Here is a 26,351-nt window from a genome sequence, read left to right as displayed (position 1 = left end):
GATTTTGGTCTTGTATGGGTTGCCCCACACCTTAGCAAAAAAGCACTCGGCAGACCTAGCGCAAACGGCTAGATAAAAGTTACAACACATCTTCTCGACCCGACGCTCGAAGCCTCAAGCACCTACGTCTCGCTGCATCCGCAGGAAACACTCGTCTTCGCCGACCACCTGCAACCCCATGCGCTCATAAAGGGCCCTGGCCGGATTATCCTTGAAGACCGTCAGGCGCAATGCTGGCCGATGCTCAAGTGCCACCATCCCCCAAACCTGTCCGATCGCCCAGGTTCCGGCACCCTGCCGACGAAACGCCGGGTCTATCTGCAGCTCGCGGATATACAAGGCGCGAGCGTCACGGCTGAGGCTGACAAAACCCAGCGCCTGGTCATCACGGTGGATGATCCAGTTCTGGCGGATGACCCAGGCCAGGTCGAACGCTTCGTCCTGCCACAGCAAATCATGGCGCAGATAATAGGGAAGCATGTTGCGGCAAGTCAGTTGACGGACGAAATCGATGTCGCCGACCTCAGCCGCACGCCATTGGAAACTCATGGAAACCTCGTCAAAGCGGCACGACCTGCCCGGCCCAGCCATCGCCACTGCGACGGGCGATAACCAACGACTCGCCAACACCGGGTGCCGCCGCGACCAGCGAGCCGCCGGGGGCCCAGATCGCGCTGCGACCGGCTGACTCCCAGCCCCCCGTGGCGCCACCATGATTGGCCATCAGGACCGTCATGGCGTGGTGCCGGGCGTAACCTTGCAGCAGCGTCGTGTCTGGCACGTAGCCGCCTTCGGTGATCAACACACCCGCCGCATACACCGTGGCGCCCCGGTCCGCGGCTGCGGCGGCATGGCTGGCGTGGCAGAAATCGGCACACACCGCCCAGGCGACGCGATCCGTCCCCATGTTCAGCAACGAACCGCCATGGCCAGGCGCAAAGGCGATCTCTTCGCCAGGATGCAAGTGCTGTTTGCTGTAGACCCCAAGGGAGCCATCCGCCCCCAGGATCAATGCACCAATCATCACGGGTGCGCCTGTCGACAGGCGGATCGGCATGCCAACCACCGCGGTCAAGCGCAACTCCTGCGCCAGGTCGCGCAGCGGCTGCAAGATGGCGTCGTCAGGCAGTATCGCCAACTCCGCGGCCAGATCCCGCTCATAACCGGTGAGTGACAACTCGGGAAATACCAGCATTTGCACGTTCAGCTCGGCGGCGGCCTGCATGAACGACTGGTGGCGCAGTAGGTTGGCGCTGACGTCCCCGGCAATGGATATGGCCTGTGCGACAGCAAAGACTGAAGCGTTCATGGTTCGTCCGAAGGGTCAGAACAAGGCTGGAGTTTGTCATAAACCCGGCCGGACTCAAGCGAGGCGAATGTTTTTAAACGCCTGATAGAATTTTCTTATTGAACGGCTGCGTCGCGCTCTAGTAAGCTCGGGACCATTCATCGGAGACAGACCATGTTCAACGCCCTCTCACCGCTTCAACCTGCCAGCGCCCTGCGCTCGGTTGCGGCTGCCTGGGCGAACAAGGTGCAGACTCCGGTCAGCTTTTATTTTGGGTATTGGTTTAGCCACTGGCGCGCCTGATACCCAACCGGCGCCCATTTACAAACGGGTCGCCTTCCAGAGTTTTCCAAACCCCCGGTCGGCCTCCCGACCGGGGGTTTTGCTTTTTCAGGCCCCAGACATTTGCAGCACCCGACCACTTGAGGATTGAGCCATGAACTACGCCACTTATTACCGTTACGACAGTTTTTCCGCCTGGCGATTTACCAGCCACCGCTCGGGACAGCCTGCCGCCTCCGATCGGTCACCTACCGGTGGCATGCCTACGTTGCGGGCCATTACGGCCAATTGTCGAACACCCCAATAGGGCCGGCGCGCGGGGACTGAACCCGCTGCCCGCCCAGGAAGCCAGATCATGAATTCGTCCGTCTCCGCCTTGCCGCTGTCCACGCTCAACCCTGCCAATGAAGCCCTGACCCTGCGCTTGCCCAGCGCGTTGCAGCTCAAGCAACAATTGCCACTTGATACAGCGCTGAGTCACCAAGTCGGCGTCCATCGCCACGCGATCCGCGCAATCCTCAATGGCGAGGATTCCCGCCTATTGGTCATCGTCGGCCCTTGCTCCATCCACGACCCGAAATCCGCCCTCGAATACGCCGCCAACCTGGCCCGTCTTGCCCATGACGTGAGCGACAGCATGCTGCTGGTGATGCGTGCCTACGTCGAGAAGCCGCGCACCACCGTCGGCTGGAAAGGCCTGGCCTACGACCCTCACCTCGACGGCAGTGACGACATGGCCGCCGGCCTCGGCCTGTCCCGGGAGTTGATGCGTGAAATGCTGCGACTCGGGCTGCCCGTCGCCACGGAGTTGTTGCAGCCCATGGCTGCCGGTTACTTCGATGACCTTCTCAGCTGGGTAGCCATCGGCGCCCGCACCACCGAATCGCAGATTCACCGGGAGATGGCCAGCGGCCTGGGCATGCCGGTGGGGTTCAAGAACGGCACGGACGGCGGCGTCGGTATCGCCTGTGACGCCATGCGCTCCGCCGCCCACCCTCATCGGCATTTCGGCGTCGACAGCCAGGGACATCCGGCGATCATCCAGACCCCGGGCAACCCCGACACGCACCTGGTGCTGCGCGGCGGCCATCGCGGTCCGAACTACGATCGCCAGAGCGTGGCCCAGATACACGACGACCTGGCTCGCCTCAAGATCCCGGCTCGCATCATGGTCGATTGCAGCCACGCCAACAGCGGCAAGGACCCACTGCGCCAACCCCAGGTGTTCAATGACGTTTTGGAACAACGGCTGCAGGGCAATCACGCCCTCATCGGCATGATGCTCGAAAGCCATCTGTTCGAGGGTTGCCAGCCATTGGGCCCGGCGATGCGCTACGGGGTGTCAGTCACCGATGGGTGTCTCGGCTGGGAATCCACCGAGCAACTGTTACGCCAGGCTCACGGCAGGTTGCAATCGCTGGCGTAAACGCCTGAACAATCGGCAAGCCCTCATTCGGCACGGGGCTTGCCGCCGCCAGGAAGCCCGGAACGAACCTGAAAGGTCTCGGTCGCAGACCGCTGGCTGACATCATCCAGGCGCTCGACCTGATAAGAAAGGTAGACCGGACGGTCGAGTTGATCCCGCCAATAAGCGGCGGGCACCTTGAAGACCACCGGCTGGCCTGCCGTCTCCTCGGTAATCGAACAGTCGCGGATGATGGAATACGTGCCATGGCACCGAAACCAGACCAGTTCCCCCGCCTCCAGCCCAACCCCGTCGATGACCACTGTCGCCGCGTCATCAAGCGCGTCGACATCAAGCCAACCATCATGCGCCTCCAGGATGACCGGTGCCTTCAGCGCGGGGCGTACCAGCGGACCAATGTGGATCGACAACGATTCGGCCCGGCGCACCAGATGCCCTCGCCTGACGACATAGGTCAAGCTCAGCGAATGCCCCAAATGGGGAACGATATTGGCGTGTTCAATCCAGAACGAAACGTCACGGCCCACCGCGTGGGCTTCGATATCGAGTTCATCGCGCCATAACGGCTTCGAATCACGGCTGGCAATGAGGATGATTCGATCGCCTGCCGCCATTCTTGAATATGGCCGCACAGTGACCAGCGTGCCCTCAGGTACTCGCTTTGGATCGAGACTTCCACCGACCGCATCGTTGGCGATGGGCGGCAACAAATGCGTCGGTACATCTCCGATCACCAACTGCAAGGGGTCCGAAACCAGCCCGGCGGTCAGTTGCTTGCCGGTTACCCGATACGAAAGTTCCAACGAGCCACCCTCCAACTCGGCAAGGTGAGGTTCGCGCACGACAAAAACGACGTCGCGCCCCACCTGTCGTCCCGTGACAAACCGGCGGACTTCATGGCGGTATGGCTCGCCATCGTTATTGAGGCCATGCCAACGCAACAGCACTTCATCGCCACAGGCCATCATCGGGTATGGCACGACCGTGACGACAACCTTGCTCCAGGCGGGATTGATCACGCCTCCCTGGGCCTTTGCCAGTACAGGCGCCGGCAGTTTGTGCGGCGAACGCCTTGTTTTAGAAACAGATGATTCAACGGTCATTTCCTGGCTCCAATCCTTGGACAAAGGCACCGCCTGATGTGGCGGTGCCGGATGAAGCCATTGAAATGGCTTATGCCCAGACCGGCAATCAGACAACACGACGCGGAGAGTCGTCTCCAGCAACTGAGGTTGTAGCTTCGAAGCGCGCTCGCTATCAGACGCTTCCCTTGGTCCTAGGCATCATCCCGCCTCGCAAGAAACTTCTCGCGTTCTTTATTCCGGTTTCCGCAGCTCGCAGCGGTCTTGTCCTACACCGCCCGCTCACCGCCTCGATTAGAGTGGCGCTGGCAACACAACATGAACCTCTTCGAAAAAGGTATGAACATGCAACGGAATGCAACTACGCGTTTTCCCATCCTATTGGTCCATGGTTTGTTCGGGTTCGAAAGGGTTGGGCAATCGGACATTTTCCAGGACATCAAAGAAGCCCTACGTACGGCCGGTGCCCGAGTGTTCATCCCGTACGTATCAGTCACGCATTGCAATGAGGCCCGTGGCGAGCAGCTACTGGCGCAGATTGAGCGGGTCCTTGAAGGGACCGGTGTCCCCAGGGTCAACCTGATCGGTCACGGCCAAGGTGCGCTGGCCGCCCGCTATGCTGCGGCGATGGCACCGGACATTGTCGCCTCGGTCACTTCGGTCAGCGGGCCCAATCAGGGTTCGGAACTGGCGGATTTCCTGCGCAAGGCGTTGACCCCAGGCCGTCTGCCGGAACATGTCGCGAGTCGGGTCGCGACGCTTTTTGCCGACTTCATTTCATCGCTCAGCGGCCAGGCACAGCTCCCGCAACATGCCATCGCGGCGCTGGCAGCGCTGACCACTGAAGGCGTGGGCGCGTTCAACGACAAATACCCTCAAGGCCTGCCCCGCAGTTGGGGAGGCAACGGCCCGCAAGAGGTCAACGGTGTGCGCTATTACTCGTGGAGCGGCACGGTGCGAGACACCGCTGATAACGTCGCGGATCCCGCGTACGGTTTCTGCCAGGCCTTCTCCGAATATTTCATCACCGAGGCTGGGCAGAACGACGGCATCGTCGGCCGCTACAGCTCGCACCTGGGCAAGGTCATTCGCTCCGATTACCCCATGGACCACTTGGACGCGATCAACCAATCGGTCGGTGGCGAACGGTGCCAGGGAACCGATCCGGTGGCGCTTTACCTGAGGCACGCCGAGCGCCTGCGAATCGTCGGGCTTTGACGCATTTTTGACAACAAACCCGTACCAATTCCGGTAGGCTGACCACTTTTAAAGACATTGAAAGGATTTTTCCCATGGCCAAAGCCACTGCCCGCCACATCCTGGTTTCCAGCGAAGACAAGTGCAACGAACTCAAGGCTCAGATCGAAGGTGGCGCCGATTTCGCTGAAATCGCCAAGGCCAACTCAACCTGCCCGTCCAGCCGCCAGGGCGGCGACCTGGGTTCGTTCGGTCCAGGCCAGATGGTCAAGGAATTCGACACCGTGGTCTTCAGCGCACCCATCAATGTGGTCCAGGGCCCGGTCAAGACCCAGTTCGGCTATCACCTGCTCGAAGTGACCAGCCGCCAGGACTGATCCCGGTTTATCGACATGACGGCCCGCCTTTTGGTGGGCCGTCATGTTTGGGTCAGGCGAGGGGCTGGCGATCGGCACGTCGCTCGCGTACAAATCGTGGTCATCAATCACCCGGCGTTAAGGCTGACAATGCGATTGGCGTTTCCCTCCTGGCTGTTCACTGCCGTGCTCCTGCTCACAGGCGCCGCAACGGTGAATGCCACCCCCCAACATGCCCTGACCGTTTATGGCGAACCGGCCAAGTACGCCGAAGGCTTCGGCCACTTTGCCTATGCCAATCCCCAGGCCACCAAGGGTGGCACGATGCGCCGCTCAGCCATGGAGATCGGCCATTTCGACCATGTGCTGCCCTATATCGACAAAGGCATCGGCGTCAGCCAGGTCGATGGCATGCTCTATTCACCGCTGGCCCAGCGCTCGCTGGACGAGCCCTACACCGTCTATGGCCTGGTCGCCGAGAAAATGGAACGCGCCGAGGACGGCCTGTCGATACGTTTCTACCTCAATCCCAAGGCACGTTTTGCCGATGGCAAGCCCATCACCGCGCAAGATGTGCGCTACAGCTTCAATCTGCTGATGACCCAGGGCAGCCTGCGCTATCGCACCCAATTCGCCGCCGTCAAAGGTGTCGAGGCGGAGTCGGAACGCACCGTTCGCTTCGACTTCAAGAACAACGAAAGCCGCACCCTGCCCCTGGACATCGCCACCCTGCCGGTTTTCCCCGAGCACTGGTGGAAAACCCGCGACTTCGCCAACGGCGGCGGCTACGAGCCGCCCCTGGGCAGTGGCCCATACCGGGTGAGCAAGGTCGACTCGGGCCGCAGCATCACCTTCGAACGCAATGCCGACTGGTGGGGCAAGGACCTGCCGGTCAGCCGCGGCCTCTATAATTTCGACCACTTCAGCATCGAGTACTTCGGGGACACCGACGTGGCCCGGCAAGTCCTGCGCGGCGGCGCATACGATTACAACCGTGAGTTCTCCGCCACCGGCTATTCCATTGGCTACGACAGCCCCGCCCTGCGCGACGGTCGCCTGCAGAAGGCCCACCTCGCCACCGAGGCACCCCAGCCGGCCCAGGGCTTCGTGTTCAATCTGCAACGACCACAGTTCCAGGACCGCCGCGTACGCCAGGCGCTGGCCACGCTCTGGGACTTCGAGTGGAGCAACCGCCAGATGATGCGCAACCTCTACGTGCGTCAACAGAGCTATTTCTCCAACACCGACCTCGCCGCCCGGCAACTGCCCGATGCAGGCGAACTGGCAATTCTGGAACCGTTGCGCGGCAAGGTACCCGACGAGGTCTTCACCCAGGTCTTCGAGGCGCCGAAAACCGACGGCAGCGGCATCATCCGTGACAAGCAACTGCAAGCCCTGGCGCTGCTGGGACAGGCCGGCTGGAAGCCTGACGGCGATCGCCTGGTCAATGCCGACGGCGAGGCCCTGAGCTTCACCTTCCTGGTGACCCAGAACGGGATCGATCGCCTCCTGCTCCCCTATAAGCGGACCCTGGCGCAGATCGGCATCGACATGAACATCCGGCGCATCGACTCGTCCCAGTACGTCAACCGCCTGATGAGCCGCGACTACGACATGATCATCACCGGCTATCCCGTCAGCACTTCGCCGGGCACGGAGCTCTACAACTACTTTGGCTCGGCGGCGGCCACCGACCCCGGCGCGAACAACTACATGGTCTTGCAGAATCCCGCCGTGGACGCTCTCATCGACGGGCTGGTCAAGGCCACCACCCAAAGTGACATGCTCCGCCATGCCCATGCGCTGGACCGGGTGTTGCAATGGAATTACTACTGGATACCCAACTATTACCCTCCCGGCAGCTCCACCGTGTGGTGGAACCGCTTCGGCATACCGAAAGTCCAGGCGAGCAATGACGAAGCCATCGAGAGCTGGTGGGAAGTCAGCACCACGCCGCTGACCAACGAGCAGATGACGGCCGAACGCATCAAGCGCGGCTCGCCTGGAGGGCATCACTGATGTGGGCTTACATTGCGCGGCGCCTGCTGCTGATCATTCCCACGCTGGTGATTATCCTGTTGGTGAACTTCGTCATCGTCCAGGCGGCGCCGGGCGGGCCGGTGGAACAGGCGATCGCTCACCTGCAGGGCATCGGCGGCGCCAGCGTCGGCAGTTCGGGCAATGCCATGACCGGCAGCTCCCGCGCCAGCCGTGGGCTGGACCCGCAACTGATCAAGGACATCGAGAAACAGTACGGCTTCGACAAGCCCGCCCACGAGCGCCTGTGGCTGATGCTCACCAGCTACGCCCGCCTGGACTTCGGCAAGAGCTTTTTCCGGGGTGCCACGGTCACCGACCTGATCCTGGAAAAAATGCCGGTGACGATTTCCCTCGGGCTCTGGGCGACGCTGATCACCTACCTGGTGTCGATCCCCCTGGGCATTCGCAAAGCGGTGCACCACGGTTCGGCCTTCGACGTGTGGAGCAGCACCGCGATCATCATCGGCTACGCCATGCCGGCGTTCCTGTTCGCGATGTTCCTGATCGTGGTGTTCGCCGGCGGCACTTCGCTCAATTGGTTCCCGGTGCGCGGCCTGGTCTCGGACAATTTTGAATCCCTGTCGACCCTGGGCAAGGTCGCCGATTACTTCTGGCACCTGGTACTGCCGGTCACGTCGCTGGTGATCGGCGGCTTCGCCACCCTGACGATCCTGACCAAGAACTCGTTCCTCAACGAAATCACCCGCCAATACGTAGTCACCGCGCGGGCCAAGGGCATGAGCGAGCGCCGGGTGCTGTACGGCCACGTGTTCCGCAACGCGATGTTGCTGGTGGTGTCGGGCATTCCCCAGGCATTCATCAGCGTGTTCTTCGCCGGCTCGTTGCTGATCGAGGTGATCTTCTCCCTCGACGGCCTGGGCCGCATGAGCTACGAAGCCGCCGTGTCCCGGGACTATCCGGTGGTGTTCGGCTCGCTGTTCATCTTCACGTTGTTCGGCCTGCTGATCAAACTCATCGGCGACCTCTGCTACACCCTGGTGGACCCGCGCATCGACTTCGCCGCGAGGAACGCCTGATGTTCAAGCTTTCCCCCTTGGGCCGCCGCCGTTTCGAGCGCTTCAAGAAGAACCGTCGTGGCTGGTGGTCGCTGTGGCTGTTCATCGGCCTGTTCGTCCTGACGTTGGGCGGTGAACTGATCGCCAACGACAAACCCCTGGTGGTGAGCTACCAGGACTCGCTGTACTTCCCGGTATTCAAGCGCCACACCGAACAGGAATTTGGCGGCCAACTGCCGTTCCAGGCCGACTATCGCAGCAGTTATGTCCAGGACCTGATTCACAAGGGTGGTGGCTGGCTGCTGTTCCCGCCCATCCCGTTCAGCGATGACACGCCCAACTATGACCTCAATCAGCCGGCGCCAAGCCCGCCGTCGAGCGTCAACTGGCTGGGCACCGACGACCAGGCGCGGGACGTCATGGCGCGGGTCATCTTCGGCGCGCGGGTGTCGATTCTGTTCGCCCTGGCCTTGACCGCCATCAGCGCGTTGATCGGCATCGCCACCGGGGCCTTGCAGGGGTACTACGGCGGCTGGGTGGATCTGCTCGGGCAACGTCTGCTGGAAGTCTGGTCGGGGCTGCCGGTGCTCTACCTGTTGATCATCCTGTCCGGTTTCGTCGAGCCGAATTTCTGGTGGCTGCTGGGGATCATGGCGCTGTTTTCCTGGCTCGCCCTGGTGGATGTGGTACGTGCCGAGTTCCTGCGCGGGCGTAACCTCGAATACGTCAAGGCCGCGAGGGCCCTGGGCCTGACCGACCGCAAAGTCATCGTGCGGCACATCCTGCCCAACGCGATGAACGCCACCCTGAGCTACCTGCCGTTCATCCTCACCGGGGCGATTTCCACCCTGACGGCCCTGGATTTCCTCGGTTTCGGCATGCCGGCCGGCAGCGCATCCCTGGGTGAGCTGATCGCCCAGGGCAAGCAGAACCTGCAAGCGCCGTGGCTGGGGCTGACGGCGTTTTTCACCTTGGCGCTGATTCTTTCTCTATTGGTGTTTATCGGTGAAGCGTTGCGAGACGCGTTCGACCCACGGTCTTGACCCTCGGTCTTGACCCACGATCATGAGCGGAACCTTGAAATGAGCGACAACCTGATCGAAATTCGCGACCTGAGCGTGGCCTTCAACGACCAGGCGGTGGTGCGCAACCTGTGCCTGGACATTCGCCCCGGCGAATGCCTGGCCCTGGTGGGCGAGTCGGGCTCCGGCAAGTCGGTCACGGCGCATTCGATCCTGCAACTGTTGCCGGAAACCGGCACGCGCACCACCGGCAGCATTCGCTATCGCGGCGAAGAAATGGTGGGTGCCGAGGCCAAGACCCTGCGCGAACTGCGCGGCAACCGGATCGCCATGATCTTCCAGGAGCCGATGACTTCGCTGAACCCGCTGCACAGCGTCGAAAAGCAGATCGGCGAAACCTTGATGCTGCATCGCGGCCTGGGCGGCAAGGCCGCGCGCCAGCGCATCCTGGAGCTGCTGGCCCTGGTCGGCATCCAGAAACCCGCCGAACGACTCAAGGCTTATCCGCATCAACTTTCCGGCGGCCAGCGCCAACGCGTGATGATCGCCATGGCCCTGGCCTGCGAACCGGAACTGTTGATTGCCGACGAACCGACCACCGCCCTGGACGTGACGGTGCAGCGCAAGATCCTGCTGCTGCTCAAGTCATTGCAACAGCGCCTTGGCATGTCCCTGCTGCTGATCAGCCACGATCTCAACCTGGTGCGCAGCATCGCCCAACGGGTGTGCGTGATGAAGGCTGGGGAAATCGTCGAGCAGGCGCCGTGCGAGACGCTGTTCAGCGCACCGAAACACCCCTATAGCTGCGAGTTGCTGCACGCCGAACCGGAAGGCGAAGCCCTGCCCCGGGATGAACGCGAAGAAGTCCTGCAAGTCGAGGACCTGCGGGTCAGCTTCCCGCTCGGCGGTGGGTTGTTCCGACGCAAAGAATATCTGCGCGCCGTGGACGGCATCAGCCTGAGCATCCAGCGCGGCAAGACCCTGGGTATCGTCGGCGAGTCCGGCTCCGGCAAATCCACGCTCGGCCAGGCGATCCTGCGGCTGATCGAATCCGAAGGCAGCATCCGTTTCCAGGGCCATGCGCTGGATCATCTGTCGCACAAAGAACTGCGGCCCTGGCGCAAGCAGATGCAAATCGTTTTCCAGGACCCGTTCGGCAGCCTCAGCCCACGCATGTCGGTGCAGCAGATCATCAGCGAAGGCCTGGAAGTCCACAGCCCCTCCAGTGCCGCACAATGCGAAGCCCGGGTGATCCAGGCGCTCAAGGAAGTCGGCCTCGATCCCCAGAGCCGGCATCGCTATCCCCACGAATTTTCCGGCGGCCAGCGCCAGCGCATCGCCATCGCCCGGGCGCTGGTGCTCAAGCCAGCGTTGATCCTGCTGGACGAACCGACCTCAGCCCTCGACCGCACCGTACAGAAACAAGTGGTCGCCCTGCTCCGCGACCTTCAGCAAAAGCACGGCCTGACCTACCTGTTCATCAGCCACGACCTGGCGGTGGTGCGCGCCCTGGCCCACGACATGCTCGTGATCAAGGACGGCAAGGTGGTCGAGCAAGGCGCCAGCCATGAGGTGTTCGACTCACCCCAGCATCCGTATACCAGGGAGTTGTTGGCGGCGGCGCATCCGGGGTCAGCCTGACGCGATCAGGCATCGCCTCGCTGATCCATGGCGTGGGCAAACTCGCCAATCACCTCGACCACCTGCTGCGCGCCGCGATGAATGTCCAGGATCACCGTGCCCGCCTGGTTCGCCAGCTTCACGCCTTGCTCTGCCTTGAGCGTACTGGATTGCATGCTGGTCACCGCCTGCCTGGCCAGTTCGCGGTTCTTGCCGACCACGTCGGAAATGGCGACGGTGGCCTGGCTGGTACGTCGGGCCAGGTTGCGCACTTCGTCGGCGACCACCGCGAAACCACGCCCCTGCTCCCCGGCCCGGGCTGCTTCGATGGCGGCATTGAGCGCCAGCAGGTTGGTCTGCTCCGCGATTCCCCGGATGGCATCGACGATGCTGCCGATCTCTTCGGACTGGGCACTCAAGGCGCCAATGCCCAGGGCGACCTGCTGCAATTCATCGGCAATGCTTTGCACCACCGTCACGGTTTGCTGGACAACCGAGGTCCCCATTTGCGTGTGCTCATCGGTTTTTCGCGATGTTTCGAAGGCCAGTCGCGCCGCTTTTGATTCAGTCTGGCGCTGCTCGACCTCGCGAGTGCTGTCGGTGGCGAACTTGACCACGCCATACAAGCGGCCATTGGCGTCGTAGAGCGGGTTGTACGTGGCTTGCAGCCAGACCGTCGCGCCTCGTTTGTCGACGCGCTGGAACAGCCCGCTCATGTATTGGCCACGGTTCAGCGCGGCCCAAAAGCCGCGATAGGCTTCGTCCTGCACGTCGTTGGGCTTGCAGAACAGGCGGTGGTGCTGGCCGAGCACATCTTCGCGTCGATACCCCATGACCTTGAGGAAATTTTCGTTGGCCCGCACTACGGTACCGCTCAGGTCGAACTCGATGACCGCCATGGAACGGTCGATCGCCTGCATGACACTGGACTCGGCCTGGGCGCGCAGCACGCGCTCATGGCGGTCGCGCACTATCTGGATAACGCTTTGCATGCCTGAGCCCTGACCGCGCACCGCTACATAGCTGGCCTCCACCCAGATCCCATCGCCCTCGCGCCGCCGGTGCAGAAACTGCGCCTCGGCGCTTTCGCCACGCCCCAGCTGCTGCCACAACGCTGCGTTTTCCTGGCTGCGGGCGTAGGCAGGTTCGTAGAACATGGAATGATGCTGGCCCACGATCTCGTCGAGAGAATAACCGGTCATCTTCAGAAAAAGCGCACTGGCGCCAAGCACCTCGCCCGTTGCGCTGAACTCGACCATCGCCATGGCGTCATGGAGCGCCACCCGCTCCGCTTCAAGAATCGCCTGCCTGGCCTGGATGTGTTGCAAAGCGTCCTGATGCTTGCGAGTGCGAATGAACATGGTACCGCTCCCCGAGACGTTGACTGGGCAGCATTAAGCCATCACTCAACAAAACTTGTACAGTTTTATATTTCTGTACAAGTTAAAGAATTTTTCTTTTCGCGCAGTTCGATCAGCTCCAGCCCATCTTCCAACGCCTGCTGTCCCGCAGCGCCTGCCAGTCCACAATCTCGCTACGTGCGCTGTGAACGGCTTGCAACTCGACTTGGCTCGGTGCTCCCTGTTCGTCGCAAAGCAACTGGATGACGAGAAAATGCTTTTCCCGATTGACCGGCTCGCACGCCGTCCACTTGGAAAGCTTGAGCTTTCGAGGGTTGAATTTGTTCATGGTCCGTTCGCAATTTTTATGTACAGAGTTGCTCAACTGTACAAGTTTATCGATCACCTCACCACGACGATTCAGAAGGGAGTGTTAAACCCAGTCCGTGCCTCGGCATAATGCCGCCAAACGACCGGCTTCCTACCGCAAGCCCGCCCTCCCTGGAAATGGCCGATGAATCCCACCGAAAGCCTCAAGGATTACAAGCGCGTGCGCACGCTGGCGATCCGCTCGTTATTCGAGATCATCGAGCAGTCCAGCGAAGGCACGGTGATCGTAGACCGTGACGCCAATATCGTCTGGATGAACGAACGCTATGCCCGTCGCTTCGGCCTGAATTCGGCGCAGGAAGCCATCGGCCGGGCGTGCGAAAGCGTCATCCCAGGCAGTCTGCTGCGCGAAGTGGTGCGCACCGGGCGGCCGATCCTGCTGGACATGCAGGACACGCCCAAGGAACCGCTGGTGGTGATGCGCCTGCCGATCCATGACAACGCCGGAGCGGTGATCGGCGCCATCGGCTTTGCCCTGTTCGACGAACTGCGCAGCCTGTCACCGATGCTCAAGCGCTACCTGAGCATGCAGGAAGAACTGGCCTCCACCCGCTCGTTGCTGCGGGCGCGGCAGACCAAGTACAACTTTGCTCATTTCATTGGCACCAGCAGCGCGGGCCTTGAGGTCAAGCGCCGCGCCCGACGCAGCGCCAGCACCGATTCGCCGGTGCTGCTGCTCGGTGAAACCGGCACCGGCAAGGAATTGCTGGCCCAGGCGATCCACAGTGCCTCGCCGCGTGCGCACAAGGCCTTTGTCAGCATCAATAGCGCCGCGATACCGGAATCGCTGCTGGAGGCCGAATTCTTCGGCACGGCGCCCGGCGCTTTCACCGGTGCCGATCGCAAGGGCCGTGCTGGCAAACTGCAAATCGCCCAGGGCGGGACGCTGTTCCTCGACGAGATTGGTGACATGCCGCTGCCCTTGCAAAGCAAGCTGCTGCGCGTGCTCCAGGAAAAAGAATACGAACCGGTCGGCTCCAACGAAGTGCTGCAAAGCGACGTCCGGGTGATCGCCGCGACATCCACCGACCTGGAAGCCGCGATCAAGCGCGGCGAATTCCGCGCGGACCTGTATTACCGCCTCAACGTATTGCCGATCCAGGTCCCGCCGCTGCGCGAACGCCTGGATGACCTGCCTGCCCTGAGCGAGGCGATCCTCGAAGAATTGCGCAGCCAACACGAACTGCACCGCGACGCCCTCGACCTGCTGGGCCAGCATGCCTGGCCGGGCAACATCCGGGAATTGCGCAACGTGCTGGAACGCGCGGCGCTGCTCAGTGACGACCTGCTGCTCACTGCCGCCGACATTCGCGCGGCCATTGGGACTTTCACTCCGGTCGTGCGCGCGACGATCCCCAGCCTGGAGCCGTTGCCCCAGGAAACCTTCAGCCAGGCCCGGGCCCGATTCGATCGGCATCTGATCGAGACCACCCTCGCGCAATGCGGGGGCAAGGTGATCGAGGCGGCCGAGCGGTTGGGGCTGGGGCGGTCGACGTTGTACAAAAAGATGGTGGCGTTGGGTATAGCGGAGTCTCAATAAAGAGACCAGATTCTCTATAAATAGACATCTAATTTGGAGCGCTTTGCGCTCATCGCGAGCAAGCTCGCTCCCACAGGAATCGGCATTCTTCCTGATACCGAGATCATCTGTGGGAGCGAGCTTGCTCGCGATGAGGCCAGCAAACCCAACAAAAAATCTCGAAACAGAGACAAAATTCTCAAACCCTCCTCACCACCCAAATTAAATCCCTTATATTTCAATAAGTTACCCGCCTGGCACAAAACTCGCTATAGCCCTCCCCACCGCATCACCCACAAAAATAACAATCCAGGAGACACACCATGAGTGTGATCATTGCCTTGGCAGCCCTCACGCTGCTGATGGTTGCCGCCTACCGTGGCTACAGCGTTATCCTCTTCGCCCCCATCGCCGCCCTCGGCGCCGTCCTGCTCACCGATCCGTCCGCCGTCGCCCCCGCGTTCACCGGGGTGTTCATGGACAAGATGGTCGGCTTCATCAAACTCTATTTCCCGGTGTTCCTGCTCGGCGCGGTGTTCGGCAAGCTGATCGAGCTCTCGGGTTTCTCCCGCTCCATCGTCGCGGCGGCGATTCGCCTGCTGGGCACGCGCCAGGCCATGTTGGTGATTGTGCTCGTCTGCGCGCTGCTCACTTATGGCGGCGTGTCGCTGTTCGTCGTGGTGTTCGCGGTGTACCCGTTCGCGGCCGAGATGTTCCGCCAGAGCAATATCCCCAAGCGGCTGATCCCGGCCACCATCGCCCTCGGCGCCTTCTCGTTCACCATGGACGCTTTGCCCGGCACGCCGCAGATCCAGAACATCATCCCGAGCACCTTCTTCAACACCACCGCCTGGGCGGCACCGTGGCTGGGGGTGATCGGTACGCTGTTCGTGTTCAGCATTGGCATGCTGTTCCTGCAGCGCCAGCGCAACAAGGCCCTGCGCCTGGGCGAAGGCTACGGCACCGAGCTGCGCAACGAGCCGGAGACCGCCGAAGACATCAAGCTGCCCAATCCCTGGATCGCCGTCTCGCCGCTGCTGGCGGTGGGGATCATGAACCTGCTATTCACCCAGTGGATTCCCCAGTGGTACGGCAAGACCCACAGCCTGGCATTGCCGGGCATGGCGGCACCGGTGACCAGCGACGTCGCCAAGCTCACCGCGATCTGGGCCGTGCAAGCGGCCTTGCTGGTGGGCATCGTCATGGTGCTGCTGTTCGGTTTCCGGGCCATTCGCAGCAAACTGGCCGAAGGCAGCAAGAGCGCGGTGGGCGGTGCGTTGCTCGCGGCGATGAACACCGCCTCGGAATACGGTTTCGGTGCGGTGATCGCCTCCTTGCCGGGCTTCCTGGTGCTGGCCGACTGGCTCAAGAGCATCCCTAATCCGCTGGTCAACGAAGCCGTGACCGTGACGCTGCTGGCGGGCATTACCGGCTCCGCGTCGGGTGGCATGAGCATCGCCTTGGCGGCGATGTCGCAAACCTTCATCAACGCTGCCAATGCCGCCAACATCCCGTTGGAAGTGCTACACCGGGTGGCCGCCATGGCCAGCGGCGGCATGGACACCCTGCCCCACAACGGCGCGGTGATCACCTTGCTGGCGGTGACCGGCCTGACCCACCGCGAAGCCTACAAAGACATTTTCTGCATTACGCTGATCAAGACCCTCGCGGTGTTCTTCGTGATCGGTGTGTTCTACGCCACTGGCATTGTGTGAGGTTCCCTATGACAACCACGCTTTCGGGCAAGACCGCCCTGGTCACCGGCTCCACCAGCGGCATCGGCCTGGGCATCGCCCTGGGCCTGGCCAAGGCCGGCGCCAACCTGATCCTTAACGGCTTTGGCGATGCGTCGGCGGTAGTCGCCGACGTCGCGCAACATGGCGTCAAGGTTGGCCATCATCCGGCCGACGTCAGCGACCCGGCGCAGATCGCCGACATGCTCGCCTACGCCGAGCGCGAATTCGGCGGCGTCGACATTTTGGTGAACAACGCCGGCATCCAGCATGTGGCCGCCGTGGAGGATTTTCCGGTGGAGCGCTGGGATTCGATCATCGCCATCAACCTGTCCTCGGTGTTCCACGCCACCCGCCTGAGCCTGCCGGGCATGCGCGCCAAGGGTTGGGGACGGATCGTCAACATCGCCTCGGTGCACGGCCAGGTCGGTTCGGTGGGCAAGGCGGCGTATGTCGCGGCCAAGCATGGGGTGATCGGCCTGACCAAGGTGGTCGGCCTGGAAACCGCCACCAGCAACGTGACCTGCAACGCGATCTGCCCGGGCTGGGTGCTGACGCCGCTGGTGCAGAAGCAGATCGACGACCGCATCGCCACGGGTGTGGACCCGCAACAGGCCCAGCATGATTTGCTGGCCGAGAAGCAACCGTCCCTGGCGTTCGTCACCCCGCCGCAACTGGGTGAACTGGTGCTGTTCCTCTGCAGCGAAGCCGGGAGCCAGGTGCGCGGCGCGGCGTGGAATATCGACGGGGGGTGGTTGGCTCAATAACGCCGCGACCCCGAGCTTTTGTGGCGAGGGAGCTTGCTCCCGCTGGTCTGCGCAGCAGGCCCAGATTGCGTCTGCTACGCAGCTGAGCGGGAGCAAGCTCCCTCGCCACGCAAGCGCTCCTCGCCACATCCTGCGCCTTGTGCTGAACTATTTGTAAGCCCCAAAAACAAGAGGCAAACCATGTCCGACATCCTCTGGCAACCCAGCCCCGAACGCATCGCCCAGTCGCGAATGGACGCCTTTCGCCGGTTCGTCAATGAACGGCACTTGCTGCAACTCAACGACTACCCAGCCCTGCATGCCTGGAGCATCGACCAGCGCGAAGCCTTCTGGCAGGCCATCGTCGACTTCTTCGAGATTCGCTTCCAGCAAGCACCCCGCGCGGTGCTCGAAGAAGGTCCGCAAATGCCCAGCGCCCGCTGGTTTCCCGAGGCGACGCTGAATTTTGCCGAACACCTGCTGCGCCGCCGCGACAGTGCCGTGGCGGTGGTAGCCGTCAGTGAAAACGGCGACGAAGAACAACTGACCTGGGCCGATCTCGCCGCCCATGTCGCCGGCCTGCAACAGAGCCTGCAAGCCGCTGGCGTGACCCAGGGCGATCGGGTCGCCGCCTGCATGCCCAACACCTGGCAGACGTTGGTGGGCATGCTCGCCACCACCAGCCTGGGCGCCATCTGGTCGTGCTCGTCACCGGACTTCGGCACCCAGGGCGTGATCGACCGGTTCGGCCAGATCGAACCCAAGGTGCTGATCACCTGCGCCGGTTATCGCTATGCCGGCAAAACCATCGACCAGCGGCCCAAGGTCAACGAGATCCTCGAACGGCTACCGTCGCTGCAACAGCTGATCGTGCTGCCCTACGCCCAGCCCGATGCCCGCGTCGAAGACTTCAAGACCCCGGCCCGCGTGGCGCTGTGGGACGGTTTCTACCAACGCGGCGGCGAGCCGGTGTTCATCCCCGTGCCGTTCGATCACCCGCTGTACATCCTGTACTCCAGCGGCACCACCGGCGTGCCGAAGTGCATCGTCCACGGCACCGGTGGCGTGCTGCTGCAACATGCCAAGGAACACGGCTTGCACGTGGACCTGGGTCCGGAAGACCGGTTGTTCTACTACACCACCTGCGGTTGGATGATGTGGAACTGGCTGGTGTCGGCGCTGGCCGTGGGCAGCGCGGTGGTGCTGTATGACGGCTCGCCGTTCCACCCCGGCCCGGAACGCCTGCTCGACCTGATCGACCGACAACGCGTCAGCGTCTTCGGCACCAGCCCAAAATACCTCGCAGCCCTGGAAAGCCAAGGCATCAAGCCACGCCAGACCCACGACCTGCGCAGCCTCCGGACGGTCCTGTCGACCGGCTCGGCCCTGGCACCCCACAGTTACGATTATGTCTACCGCGACTTCAAGGCCGACGTGTGCCTGGCCTCGATGTCCGGCGGCACCGACATCGTGTCGTGCTTCGTCAACGGCAATCCGCTGGCCCTCGTGCGCCGGGGCGAAATGCAGGGCAAGAGCCTGGGCATGGCGGTGCAGGTCTGGAACGAAGCCGGCGAGGCGGTGGTGGGAGAAAAAGGCGAACTGGTCTGCACCCGGCATTTCCCGGCGATGCCCATCGGGCTGTGGAACGATCCCCACCAGGAAAAGCTTCGCGCCTCTTATTTCAGCCAGTTCCCCGGCGTCTGGGCCCAGGGGGATTACGCCGAAGAACTGCCCCACGGCGGCCTGCTGATCCACGGACGCTCCGACGCTGTGCTCAACCCCGGTGGCGTGCGCATCGGTACGGCGGAAATCTATCGGCAGGTGGAAAAAGTCGAAGAGGTCCTCGACAGCGTCGCCATCGGCCAGCAATGGCAAGGGGATGTGCGGGTGGTGCTGTTCGTGCGCCTGCGCGAAGGCGTGGCGCTGGATGACGAACTGGAGCAGAAGATTCGCCAGGCCATCCGCGCCAACACCACACCGCGTCATGTACCGGCGAAGATCCTCGCGGTCAGCGATATTCCTCGGACCATCAGCGGCAAGGTGGTGGAACTGGCGGTACGCAACGTGGTGCATGGCGAGGCGGTGAAAAACACCGATGCGCTGGCCAATCCCGAGGCGTTGGAGGAGTTTCGTGGGCGGGTGGAGCTGGCGAGCTGATCTGAATGTTTTGCTGGGCTTGAGGGCCTCATCGCGAGCAAGCTCGCTCCCACAGCGGATTGTTTGCACCCAAATCCCTTGTGGGAGCGAGCTTGCTCGCGATGAACGATAACGCGGTTGCACTACGAACCGATCAATCCATAAGCCCCCACTCCCCCGCCGACGGGTCAGCCGGTGGCGCCGCGCCGGACTCGGCATGGAGCTTGAGCCGCAAGCGCAAGTTGTTCGCCGAATCGGCGTTTTTCAACGCCTCTTCTTCATCGATCGCCCCTTCCACCACCAGGTTGAACAACGCCTGGTCGAACGTCTGCATCCCCAGTTCTTCGGATTTCTCCATGATGCCCTTGAGCTCGCCCAGCTCGTTGCGCCGGATCAGGTCGGCCACCGTGGGCGAGCCGAGCATGACTTCCACCGCCGCCCGCCGCTGGCCGGTGATGGTGCGTACCAGGCGCTGGGAGACGAAGGCCTTGAGGTTATTGCCCAAGTCGTGAAGCAGTTGCGCCCGGCGTTCCTCCGGAAAAAAATTGATCACCCGGTCCAGGGCCTGGTTGGCGTTGTGGGCATGCAAGGTGGAGATCACCAGATGGCCGGTGTCAGCGAAGGCCAGGGCGTGTTCCATGGTTTCGCGGTCGCGAATTTCGCCGATCAGCACCACATCCGGCGCCTGGCGCAAGGTGTTCTTGAGGGCGGCGTGGAAGCTGCGGGTATCCACGCCCACTTCCCGCTGGTTGACGATGGATTTCTTGTGCCGGTGAATATATTCCACCGGGTCCTCGATGGTGATGATGTGGCCGCTGCTGTTGCGGTTGCGGTAATCGATCAGCGCCGCCAGTGACGTCGACTTGCCCGATCCCGTGGCGCCGACGAAGAGCATCAGTCCTTGCTTGTGCATGATGGTCTCAAGCAGCACCTTGGGCAGTTTCAGGTCTTCGAAGCGCGGGATGTCCAGCTTGACGTTGCGTATGACCATGGACACGTCATTGCGCTGCTTGAAGATGTTGACGCGGAACCGTCCAACGCCGGCCAGGGAAATCGCCAGGTTCATTTCCAGTTCCCGATCGAACTCAAGGCGCTGTTCGGCGTCCATCAATGACTCGGCAAGCCCGGCGATGTCGCCGACCTTGAACGCCTGGTTGCTCAATGGCTTGAGCACACCTTCGAAACGCGCGCAGGGCGGCGCGCCGGTGGACATGTAGAGGTCGGAGCCGTCCTGGCTTGCCAGGATTCGTAACAAAGGATCAATTTCCATGGCCATAAAAACATCCGCGAACTTCAATGGACACGCTGACCCGAGCCAGAAAAACTTCAGATCAACCCGCGCTTAACTTCTTCAGAGGATAGTAGAAGCCGCAGCATCGACATGACATCCAGGGACTCCCGTGATGAACGCAATACCCGCCAGCAGCGACACACAGCAGTTGATCGCCCGCCTGGACTGGACCACCAGCCCGCTGGGCGCCAGCGAAACCTGGCCCCATAGCCTGCGCACCGCCGTGGACATCGTGCTCCATTCGCCCATGCCGATGGCGGTGCTGTGGGGGCCGCAGCTGACCCATCTGTACAACGACGCCTACGCCCGCCTGGTCGGCGACAAGCACCCCAGGGCGTTCGGCCAGCCCACCCACACGGCCTGGCCGGAGCTACGGGGCGAAACCGAAGGGATTTATCACGACGTGTTGCAAGGCCGCATGCGCACCTGCCGCGACCAGCGCTGGCGCATGCCGTTTGGCGGCCGCCTCTGTGATGTCTGGCTGGACCTGACCTACAGCCCGGTGCACGACGAACGCGGCAGCGTGGCCGGCATCCTGGTCACCGCCATCGAGACCAGCGAACGGCGACGCCTGGCCCAGGAATTCGAACGCCGCTCCGAAGCCAGCCTCAAGGCCCAGCAGGAAAGCGAAGAACGCCTGCAACTGGCCTTGGCGGCCACCGATGCGCTGGGCACTTGGGATTGGGACATCAGCGAAGACCGCTTCATCGCCGACGCACATTTCGCCCTGCTCCATGGCGTCGACCCGAACCTGTCGCGCCAGTTGCCCATCAGCGCCTACCTTGAAGGCGTGCATCCGGAAGACCGGGCGATGGTCGCGCGCAGCATCAAGCACTGCATCACCCATGGCACCGAATACGCCGAGGAGTATCGCCTGCTGCAGCCCAACGGCGAGTTGCGCTGGGTATTCGTGCGCGGGCGCTGCTACAAGGATCGCCATGGCCGGCCCAAGCGCTTTCTCGGCGCGGCGCTGGACCTGACCGAGCGCAAGCGCACCGAACATGCGCTGCGCCAGAGCCAGACCGAGCTGCAACTGATCATCAACGCGATGCCGATACTCATCAGCTACGTCGACCGCGAAGAGCGTTTCCGGCTGAACAACAGTGCCTACCTGAACTGGTATGGCCTGACCCCGCAGGAGCTTTACGGCAAGACCGTTCGCGAAGTCATCGGCGAGGAAGCCTACGCCGCCCGCGCCGTACAGATCGCCGACGCCCTGGCAGGCAAGCCTTGCAGCTTCACCGCTGAGTCGGCCCACCGCGACGGGCGGCCGCGTCATGCGCTGATCAACTACCTGCCGCGCCGGGGCGGTGACGGCTCGGTGAATGGCTTCTACATCTTTGTAATCGACGAGACCGAGCGCAAGAAAACCGAGGAAGCCCTGCGCAACCTCAACGAAACGCTGGAAGAACGGGTGATCGCCCGCACCCAGCAACTCGCCGAAGCCAACCATCGCCTGCAAAGCGAAATGTTCGAACGCGAACGCGCCGAAGAGGCGCTGCGCCATGCGCAGAAAATGGAAGCGGTGGGCCAGCTCACCGGCGGTATCGCCCATGACTTCAACAACATGCTCACCGGCATTCTCGGCAGCCTCGACCTGATGCAACGCTACATCGCCGCCGGTCGTGCCGCCGAGATCGGTCGTTTTACCGAAGCGGCGATTTCCTCGGCCAACCGCGCCGCCGCCCTCACCCATCGCCTGCTGGCCTTCTCCCGACGCCAGTCGCTGGACCGCAAGCCGTTGGACGCCAACACGCTGGTGCACTCGCTCGAAGACCTGCTGAGCCGCACCACCGGCGATCACATCGTGCTGCGGCTGCAATTGGCCGGCGAGCTATGGCCCGTGAGCACCGACGCCAGCCAGTTGGAAAACGCCCTGCTCAACCTGGTCATCAATGCCCGGGACGCCATGCCCGATGGCGGCGAGCTGACCATCGAAACCGCCAACGTCTACCTCGACGGCAGCGATATCAGCACGCTGGAGCCGGTAAAGGCCGGCGACTACGTGATGATCGCCGTGCGCGACAACGGCAGCGGCATGACCCCCGCCGTGCTGGCAAAAGCCTTCGACCCGTTTTTCACCACCAAGCCCATCGGCCAGGGCACCGGTCTCGGGCTGTCGATGATTTATGGCTTTGCCCAGCAGTCCGGCGGTCACCTGAGCCTGGACAGCGTGCCGGGCCAAGGCACCCGGGTGCAGTTGTACCTGCCGCGCTTGCATGTCACGCCGGCGGAGCAGCCTACAGAACCGTCAGTCACCGACGCACCGGCGGCCATCGCCGGAGAAACCGTGTTGCTGGTGGAGGACGAACCGGCGGTGCGCATGCTGGTGCTGGATCTGCTCGCCACCCTGGGTTACACCGCTCTCGAAGCCGAGGACGCCAAGCGGGCCCTGGTATTGCTGGAGTCCGGGCAACGCATCGACTTGCTGGTGACCGACGTCGGCCTGCCGGGCATGAACGGCCGCCAACTGGCGGAGATTGCCCGTCAGCACCGGCCCGATCTGAAAGTGCTGTTCATGACCGGTTACGCGCAGAAAGCCACCGAGCGCCAAGGCTTCCTGGACCAGGGCATGGACATGGTCGCCAAGCCGTTCACCCTTGACCTGCTGGCGAACAAGATTCGGACGATGATCAACCATGACCACTGACTTGAGGCATAATCGCCGCCCTTTCGCCCCGTTCAGGTCTGTGCCGCAATGAAAGCCCAAGCCCGCCATATCCTGGTGAAAACCGCCGAAGAAGCCGAACAGCTCAAGCAACGCATCGCCAAGGGCGAGGCCTTCGACGTGCTGGCAAAGAAATACTCCACCTGCCCCTCCGGCAAGCGCGGCGGCGACCTGGGTGAAGTGCGGCCCGGGCAAATGGTCGGCGCCATCGATGCGGTGATCTTCAAGAAACCGCTGCGGGTGGTGCATGGGCCGATCAAGAGCAAGTTCGGGTATCACCTGGTGCAGGTGTTTTACCGGGATTGAAGCGATGCCGGCCCCTGTGGCGAGAGAGCATGCTCCCGCCGGACCCTGTAGGAGCTGCCGAGCGAAGCGAGGCTGCGACCTTTCCGCAGGCCGTTGAATCTGGAGCAAAAGAATAAAAGATCGCAGGCTTCGCCAGCGCCTACAGGGTCCGGCGGGGTCTGTAGGAGCTGCCGAGCGAAGCGAGGCTGCGATATTTCCGCAGGCCGTTGAATCTGGAGCAAAAGAATAAAAGATCGCAGGCTTCGCCAGCTCCTACAGGGTCCGGCGGGGTCTGGAGCTGCCGAGCGAAGCGAGGCTGCGATATTTCCGCAGGCCGTTGAATCTGGAGCAAAAGAATAAAAGATCGCAGGCTTCGCCAGCGCCTACAGGGTCCGGCGGGGTCTGTAGGAGCTGCCGAGCGAAGCGAGGCTGCGATCTTTCCGCAGGCCATTGAATCTGGAGCAAAAGAATAAAAGATCGCAGGCTTCGCCAGCGCCTACAGGGTCCGGCGGGGTCTGTAGGAGCTGCCGAGCGAAGCGAGGCTGCGATCTTTCCGCAGGCCGTTGAATCTGGAGCAAAAAAATAAAAGATCGCAGGCTTCGCCAGCTCCTACAGGGTCCGGCAGCGCCTACCTTGGTATCAACGCCCCCGGCACCTGGATCACCCGACTCGCCAGCAGATGCCCGGCCTCGGCCGCCTCCGCCGGACTGCCGCCCAGCAAGCGACTCGCCAGGTAAGCGGCGCTGAATGAGTCCCCTGCCGCCGTCGTATCCACCACGCGCTCGACCCGATGGGCCGGCACCTCGTAGAACTGTTCATCGCAACGGATCAGGCACGCCTCGGCGCCGCGCTTGAGCACCACCTCCGGCGTACCGAGTTGCCCATAGGCCGCGAACACCGCCTCACTGTCGGCATGGCCGAACAGCGCCTGTTCGTCGTCCACGGTCAGCAACGCCAGCTCGACGTAGGGCAATACGCTGCGGTAAGCCGCCCGGGCCGCCTCGACCGAGGGCCAGAGCCGTGGCCGGTAGTTGTTGTCGAACACCACTTGGGCACCGCGTCGCCGCGCTTCGACCAGGGTCTCGATGAGCTTGCGCCGGCCCTGCTCGCCAATCACCGCCAGGGTGATGCCGCTGAAATACAGCACGTCATAGTCCGGCAAGGCTTCCAGGATCGGCGCGGCAGCCGGCGTGGTGAAGCATTCGCGCACCGCGGCCTCGTTGCGCCAGTACAGGAAACGCCGCTCGCCGGTCGCGTCGGTCTGGATGCAATACAGGCCCGGCAGGCGCCCAGGCAAACGCTGGACCCTGTCCAGGCCGATGTTTTCAGCAGCCCAGCCCTGGCACATGGCGTCGCTGAAACTGTCATCGCCCAGGGCGGTGACGTAGTCCACCGAACCTTTATCGCCCAAGGCCCGGGCCAGGTAGACCGCGGTGTTCAGCGTATCGCCGCCGAAGCTTTGCTGCAGGCTGCCGTCGGCGCGGTGTTGCAGTTCGATCATGCATTCGCCGATCAGGGCGATGCGGGGTCTGGAGTTGCTCATGGATGATCCTGATGGTTCGGTGGTGTATTGCAGGCCGCTTTCGTGAGCAAGCTCCCACAGGGATCGTGGTGAACACAGGTTTTGTATTCACAACACATCCAATGTGGGAGCGAGCTTGCTCGCGATAGCCGCGACTCGGTCTCAAGGCCTAAAAGCAGGTCTCCATAAGCTCAACCACCCGCAACCTCTCATCCACCAGGCACCCCACCCGCCATTTGTCGAACGTCAGGCACGGGTGGGAAGTTCCAAACGCAATGATGTCCCCCACCCGCAGCTCGACCCCCGGCGCCACCGTCATGAACGCATGCTGGTCCATCACCGCCGTCACCTTGCACGCACTGACATCGTCACCCGTCAGCGAATCAGAATCTGCTTTGTAGCGCTTGAGCGGCACCGGCAGCCCGGCGTCGTAGGCGACGTCGCGCTTGCCCAGGGCGATCACCGCGAAGCCCGGCTCCGGCATCGACTGCACGTGGGCCCAGACTTCCAGGGCCGGGCGCAGGCCTTCGTGCAAGTCGCTGCGCCGTTCCAGTACGCAGCACTGGGCTTCCTTGTAGATGCCATGATCGTGGGCCACATAACTGCCGGGACGCAGCACGCTGAGGAAACGCCCGTGGGCATTCCGGGCTTCGAAGGATTCGGCAATCAGGTCGTACCAGGCCGAACCCGAGGCGGTGATGATCGGCTTGGCGATGGCAAACGCGCCGCTGTCCTGCAACTGCATGGCCAGGCCCACCAGCGACGCGGCGAATTGGCGAATGCCGCTGATGGCGTGGTCGCCGTGAATCACCCCTTCGTAGCCTTCGATGCCGGTCAAGGCCAGCGCCGGTTGCGCGCCGATGGCCTCGGCCAACGCCAGTACTTCGGCTTCGGTTCGGCAACCGCAACGACCGCCGACCACGCCGTACTCGATCATCACGTTCAGCCGCACACCGCGAGAGGCAAAATAGGCGCCGAGCTGCGCGACGTTGTCCGGATGGTCGACCATGCAATGAAATTCAAACGCCGAGTCGGCCAGCAGATCGGCAATCAATGCCATGTTGGGTTTGCCGACCAGTTGATTGGCCATCAGCACCCGACGCACGCCGTGGGCATAGGCGGCGCGGGCCTGCACCGCCGTGGCCAGGGTCAGGCCCCAGGCGCCGGCTTCGAGCTGACGACGAAACAGCGCCGGCGTCATGCTGGTCTTGCCGTGGGGCGCCAGCTCGGCGCCGCTGTCACTGACGAATTTCTGCATCCAGTGAATGTTGTGCTCCAGCGCCTCGCGGTGCAGCACCAGTGCCGGCAGGCTGACGTCCCGCAACAAATGAGCGCCCACGGCAGCGGCGCCCTTCTCGACGTACGCGTTATCGATGGCAGAAGACATGTTCG

21 protein-coding genes and 2 pseudogenes are annotated in these 26,351 nt (G+C 62.6%); 14 read left to right on the top strand and 9 right to left on the bottom strand.

Annotation, left to right across the window (positions count from 1 at the left end; translation table 11 throughout):
• Positions 1-114 precede the first annotated feature (114 nt).
• Together M8Q45_RS08315 and M8Q45_RS08310 are read right to left on the bottom strand one after the other, a co-directional pair.
• Positions 115-549, bottom strand: a complete 435-nt coding sequence (locus tag M8Q45_RS08315) for a GNAT family N-acetyltransferase (RefSeq protein ID WP_249874275.1) — start codon at positions 547-549, stop codon at positions 115-117.
• 10 nt (positions 550-559) lie between these two features.
• Complete coding sequence (locus tag M8Q45_RS08310) at positions 560-1,309, bottom strand: carbon-nitrogen hydrolase family protein (RefSeq protein ID WP_249874274.1); 750 nt, start codon at positions 1,307-1,309, stop codon at positions 560-562.
• A 153-nt stretch (positions 1,310-1,462) separates the two neighbouring features.
• On the opposite strand from M8Q45_RS08310, the gene M8Q45_RS28395 reads away from it, so the two are divergent.
• Both M8Q45_RS28395 and M8Q45_RS08305 read left to right on the top strand, forming a co-directional pair.
• Entirely contained in the window at positions 1,463-1,591 is a 129-nt protein-coding gene (locus M8Q45_RS28395) for a hypothetical protein (RefSeq protein WP_283939022.1), read from the top strand.
• Positions 1,592-1,925: 334 nt separating this feature from the next.
• The gene (locus M8Q45_RS08305) at positions 1,926-2,996 is read left to right on the top strand and encodes a 3-deoxy-7-phosphoheptulonate synthase (RefSeq protein ID WP_249874273.1); all 1,071 of its coding nucleotides are present in this window, start codon (positions 1,926-1,928) and stop codon (positions 2,994-2,996) included.
• A 23-nt stretch (positions 2,997-3,019) separates the two neighbouring features.
• Here M8Q45_RS08305 and M8Q45_RS08300 read toward each other — a convergent pair whose 3' ends face one another.
• Positions 3,020-4,099: a hypothetical protein gene (locus M8Q45_RS08300; RefSeq protein WP_249874272.1), complete on the bottom strand. Its 1,080-nt coding sequence runs from the start codon at positions 4,097-4,099 to the stop codon at positions 3,020-3,022.
• Positions 4,100-4,423: 324 nt separating this feature from the next.
• On the opposite strand from M8Q45_RS08300, the gene M8Q45_RS08295 reads away from it, so the two are divergent.
• The 6 genes from M8Q45_RS08295 (at position 4,424) to M8Q45_RS08270 (ending at position 11,350) form a co-directional block, all read left to right on the top strand.
• Positions 4,424-5,296, top strand: a complete 873-nt coding sequence (locus tag M8Q45_RS08295; protein ID WP_249874271.1) for an esterase/lipase family protein — start codon at positions 4,424-4,426, stop codon at positions 5,294-5,296.
• 74 nt (positions 5,297-5,370) lie between these two features.
• Complete coding sequence (locus M8Q45_RS08290; protein ID WP_181286215.1) at positions 5,371-5,652, top strand: peptidylprolyl isomerase; 282 nt, start codon at positions 5,371-5,373, stop codon at positions 5,650-5,652.
• 129 nt (positions 5,653-5,781) lie between these two features.
• Complete coding sequence (locus M8Q45_RS08285; protein WP_249877292.1) at positions 5,782-7,650, top strand: extracellular solute-binding protein; 1,869 nt, start codon at positions 5,782-5,784, stop codon at positions 7,648-7,650.
• The gene (locus M8Q45_RS08280) at positions 7,650-8,708 is read left to right on the top strand and encodes a microcin C ABC transporter permease YejB (protein WP_181286214.1); all 1,059 of its coding nucleotides are present in this window, start codon (positions 7,650-7,652) and stop codon (positions 8,706-8,708) included. Before M8Q45_RS08285 ends, M8Q45_RS08280 begins: the two co-directional genes overlap by 1 nt.
• Positions 8,708-9,730: an ABC transporter permease gene (locus tag M8Q45_RS08275; RefSeq protein WP_249874270.1), complete on the top strand. Its 1,023-nt coding sequence runs from the start codon at positions 8,708-8,710 to the stop codon at positions 9,728-9,730. The genes M8Q45_RS08280 and M8Q45_RS08275 overlap by 1 nt, the downstream gene beginning before the upstream one ends.
• A 39-nt stretch (positions 9,731-9,769) precedes the next feature.
• The gene (locus M8Q45_RS08270) at positions 9,770-11,350 is read left to right on the top strand and encodes an ABC transporter ATP-binding protein (RefSeq protein ID WP_249874269.1); all 1,581 of its coding nucleotides are present in this window, start codon (positions 9,770-9,772) and stop codon (positions 11,348-11,350) included.
• A gap of 5 nt (positions 11,351-11,355) precedes the next feature.
• Here the strand turns inward: M8Q45_RS08270 and M8Q45_RS28580 are convergent.
• The 3 genes and pseudogenes from M8Q45_RS28580 to M8Q45_RS08260 all read right to left on the bottom strand — a co-directional run.
• Positions 11,356-11,805: pseudogene (locus M8Q45_RS28580) on the bottom strand (methyl-accepting chemotaxis protein); the annotation flags it as partial.
• Positions 11,806-11,910: 105 nt separating this feature from the next.
• Positions 11,911-12,690, bottom strand: a pseudogene (locus M8Q45_RS28575) (PAS domain-containing protein); the annotation flags it as partial.
• A 112-nt stretch (positions 12,691-12,802) separates the two neighbouring features.
• A complete protein-coding gene (locus tag M8Q45_RS08260) occupies positions 12,803-13,018 on the bottom strand; it encodes a TIGR02450 family Trp-rich protein (RefSeq protein ID WP_249874267.1) in 216 nt (71 codons plus the stop codon).
• A 165-nt stretch (positions 13,019-13,183) separates the two neighbouring features.
• On the opposite strand from M8Q45_RS08260, the gene M8Q45_RS08255 reads away from it, so the two are divergent.
• From M8Q45_RS08255 to M8Q45_RS08240, 4 genes are all read left to right on the top strand, one after another.
• The gene (locus tag M8Q45_RS08255; RefSeq protein ID WP_249874266.1) at positions 13,184-14,599 is read left to right on the top strand and encodes a sigma-54 interaction domain-containing protein; all 1,416 of its coding nucleotides are present in this window, start codon (positions 13,184-13,186) and stop codon (positions 14,597-14,599) included.
• A 302-nt stretch (positions 14,600-14,901) separates the two neighbouring features.
• On the top strand, positions 14,902-16,293 hold the full coding sequence (locus tag M8Q45_RS08250; protein ID WP_030141405.1) for a GntP family permease: 1,392 nt from the start codon (positions 14,902-14,904) through the stop codon (positions 16,291-16,293).
• 8 nt (positions 16,294-16,301) lie between these two features.
• Positions 16,302-17,078 carry a 3-hydroxybutyrate dehydrogenase gene (gene hbdH / locus M8Q45_RS08245; RefSeq protein WP_249874265.1) on the top strand — a complete coding sequence of 259 codons (777 nt, stop codon included), beginning with the start codon at positions 16,302-16,304 and terminating at the stop codon, positions 17,076-17,078.
• A gap of 180 nt (positions 17,079-17,258) precedes the next feature.
• A complete protein-coding gene (locus M8Q45_RS08240; protein ID WP_249874264.1) occupies positions 17,259-19,214 on the top strand; it encodes an acetoacetate--CoA ligase in 1,956 nt (651 codons plus the stop codon).
• Positions 19,215-19,347: 133 nt separating this feature from the next.
• Here the strand turns inward: M8Q45_RS08240 and M8Q45_RS08235 are convergent, their stop codons facing one another.
• Positions 19,348-20,463, bottom strand: a complete 1,116-nt coding sequence (locus tag M8Q45_RS08235) for a PilT/PilU family type 4a pilus ATPase (RefSeq protein WP_249877291.1) — start codon at positions 20,461-20,463, stop codon at positions 19,348-19,350.
• 133 nt (positions 20,464-20,596) lie between these two features.
• Here M8Q45_RS08235 and M8Q45_RS08230 point away from each other — a divergent pair, with 133 nt between their 5' ends.
• Together M8Q45_RS08230 and M8Q45_RS08225 are read left to right on the top strand one after the other, a co-directional pair.
• Positions 20,597-23,134 (top strand): PAS domain-containing hybrid sensor histidine kinase/response regulator family protein, encoded by a 2,538-nt coding sequence (locus M8Q45_RS08230; protein ID WP_249874263.1) that lies wholly within the window; start codon positions 20,597-20,599, stop codon positions 23,132-23,134.
• Between the two features lie 48 nt (positions 23,135-23,182).
• Positions 23,183-23,458, top strand: coding sequence for a peptidylprolyl isomerase (locus tag M8Q45_RS08225; protein WP_019690952.1), 276 nt, complete (start codon positions 23,183-23,185; stop codon positions 23,456-23,458).
• 607 nt (positions 23,459-24,065) lie between these two features.
• On the opposite strand, the gene M8Q45_RS08220 is transcribed toward M8Q45_RS08225, so the two are convergent.
• Positions 24,066-24,980, bottom strand: coding sequence for a sugar kinase (locus M8Q45_RS08220; RefSeq protein ID WP_249874262.1), 915 nt, complete (start codon positions 24,978-24,980; stop codon positions 24,066-24,068).
• Between the two features lie 148 nt (positions 24,981-25,128).
• Complete coding sequence (locus M8Q45_RS08215; RefSeq protein WP_249874261.1) at positions 25,129-26,346, bottom strand: amino acid deaminase; 1,218 nt, start codon at positions 26,344-26,346, stop codon at positions 25,129-25,131.
• Positions 26,347-26,351: the final 5 nt, after the last annotated feature.

Origin of the sequence: Pseudomonas sp. T1.Ur, assembly GCF_023516725.1 — a bacterium.
GTDB lineage: Bacteria > Pseudomonadota > Gammaproteobacteria > Pseudomonadales > Pseudomonadaceae > Aquipseudomonas > Aquipseudomonas alvandae.
Note: the sequence above shows the minus strand (reverse complement) of the source record. Positions and strands in the feature narration are given on the sequence as shown.

What these genes read in the sequence shown, in the direction of transcription:
- M8Q45_RS08225 (WP_019690952.1), top strand. Translation starts at nt 23,183, where the DNA reads ATGAAAGCCCAAGCCCGCCATATCCTGGTGAAAACCGCCGAAGAAGCC.
- M8Q45_RS08275 (WP_249874270.1), top strand. Translation starts at nt 8,708, where the DNA reads ATGTTCAAGCTTTCCCCCTTGGGCCGCCGCCGTTTCGAGCGCTTCAAG.
- M8Q45_RS08220 (WP_249874262.1), bottom strand. Translation starts at nt 24,980, where the DNA reads ATGAGCAACTCCAGACCCCGCATCGCCCTGATCGGCGAATGCATGATC.
- M8Q45_RS08295 (WP_249874271.1), top strand. Translation starts at nt 4,424, where the DNA reads ATGCAACGGAATGCAACTACGCGTTTTCCCATCCTATTGGTCCATGGT.
- M8Q45_RS08280 (WP_181286214.1), top strand. Translation starts at nt 7,650, where the DNA reads ATGTGGGCTTACATTGCGCGGCGCCTGCTGCTGATCATTCCCACGCTG.
- M8Q45_RS08300 (WP_249874272.1), bottom strand. Translation starts at nt 4,099, where the DNA reads ATGACCGTTGAATCATCTGTTTCTAAAACAAGGCGTTCGCCGCACAAA.
- M8Q45_RS28395 (WP_283939022.1), top strand. Translation starts at nt 1,463, where the DNA reads ATGTTCAACGCCCTCTCACCGCTTCAACCTGCCAGCGCCCTGCGCTCG.
- M8Q45_RS08315 (WP_249874275.1), bottom strand. Translation starts at nt 549, where the DNA reads ATGAGTTTCCAATGGCGTGCGGCTGAGGTCGGCGACATCGATTTCGTC.
- M8Q45_RS08215 (WP_249874261.1), bottom strand. Translation starts at nt 26,346, where the DNA reads ATGTCTTCTGCCATCGATAACGCGTACGTCGAGAAGGGCGCCGCTGCC.
- M8Q45_RS08250 (WP_030141405.1), top strand. Translation starts at nt 14,902, where the DNA reads ATGAGTGTGATCATTGCCTTGGCAGCCCTCACGCTGCTGATGGTTGCC.
- M8Q45_RS08270 (WP_249874269.1), top strand. Translation starts at nt 9,770, where the DNA reads ATGAGCGACAACCTGATCGAAATTCGCGACCTGAGCGTGGCCTTCAAC.
- hbdH (WP_249874265.1), top strand. Translation starts at nt 16,302, where the DNA reads ATGACAACCACGCTTTCGGGCAAGACCGCCCTGGTCACCGGCTCCACC.
- M8Q45_RS08290 (WP_181286215.1), top strand. Translation starts at nt 5,371, where the DNA reads ATGGCCAAAGCCACTGCCCGCCACATCCTGGTTTCCAGCGAAGACAAG.
- M8Q45_RS08235 (WP_249877291.1), bottom strand. Translation starts at nt 20,463, where the DNA reads ATGGAAATTGATCCTTTGTTACGAATCCTGGCAAGCCAGGACGGCTCC.
- M8Q45_RS08230 (WP_249874263.1), top strand. Translation starts at nt 20,597, where the DNA reads ATGAACGCAATACCCGCCAGCAGCGACACACAGCAGTTGATCGCCCGC.
- M8Q45_RS08305 (WP_249874273.1), top strand. Translation starts at nt 1,926, where the DNA reads ATGAATTCGTCCGTCTCCGCCTTGCCGCTGTCCACGCTCAACCCTGCC.
- M8Q45_RS08310 (WP_249874274.1), bottom strand. Translation starts at nt 1,309, where the DNA reads ATGAACGCTTCAGTCTTTGCTGTCGCACAGGCCATATCCATTGCCGGG.
- M8Q45_RS08285 (WP_249877292.1), top strand. Translation starts at nt 5,782, where the DNA reads ATGCGATTGGCGTTTCCCTCCTGGCTGTTCACTGCCGTGCTCCTGCTC.
- M8Q45_RS08260 (WP_249874267.1), bottom strand. Translation starts at nt 13,018, where the DNA reads ATGAACAAATTCAACCCTCGAAAGCTCAAGCTTTCCAAGTGGACGGCG.
- M8Q45_RS08240 (WP_249874264.1), top strand. Translation starts at nt 17,259, where the DNA reads ATGTCCGACATCCTCTGGCAACCCAGCCCCGAACGCATCGCCCAGTCG.
- M8Q45_RS08255 (WP_249874266.1), top strand. Translation starts at nt 13,184, where the DNA reads ATGAATCCCACCGAAAGCCTCAAGGATTACAAGCGCGTGCGCACGCTG.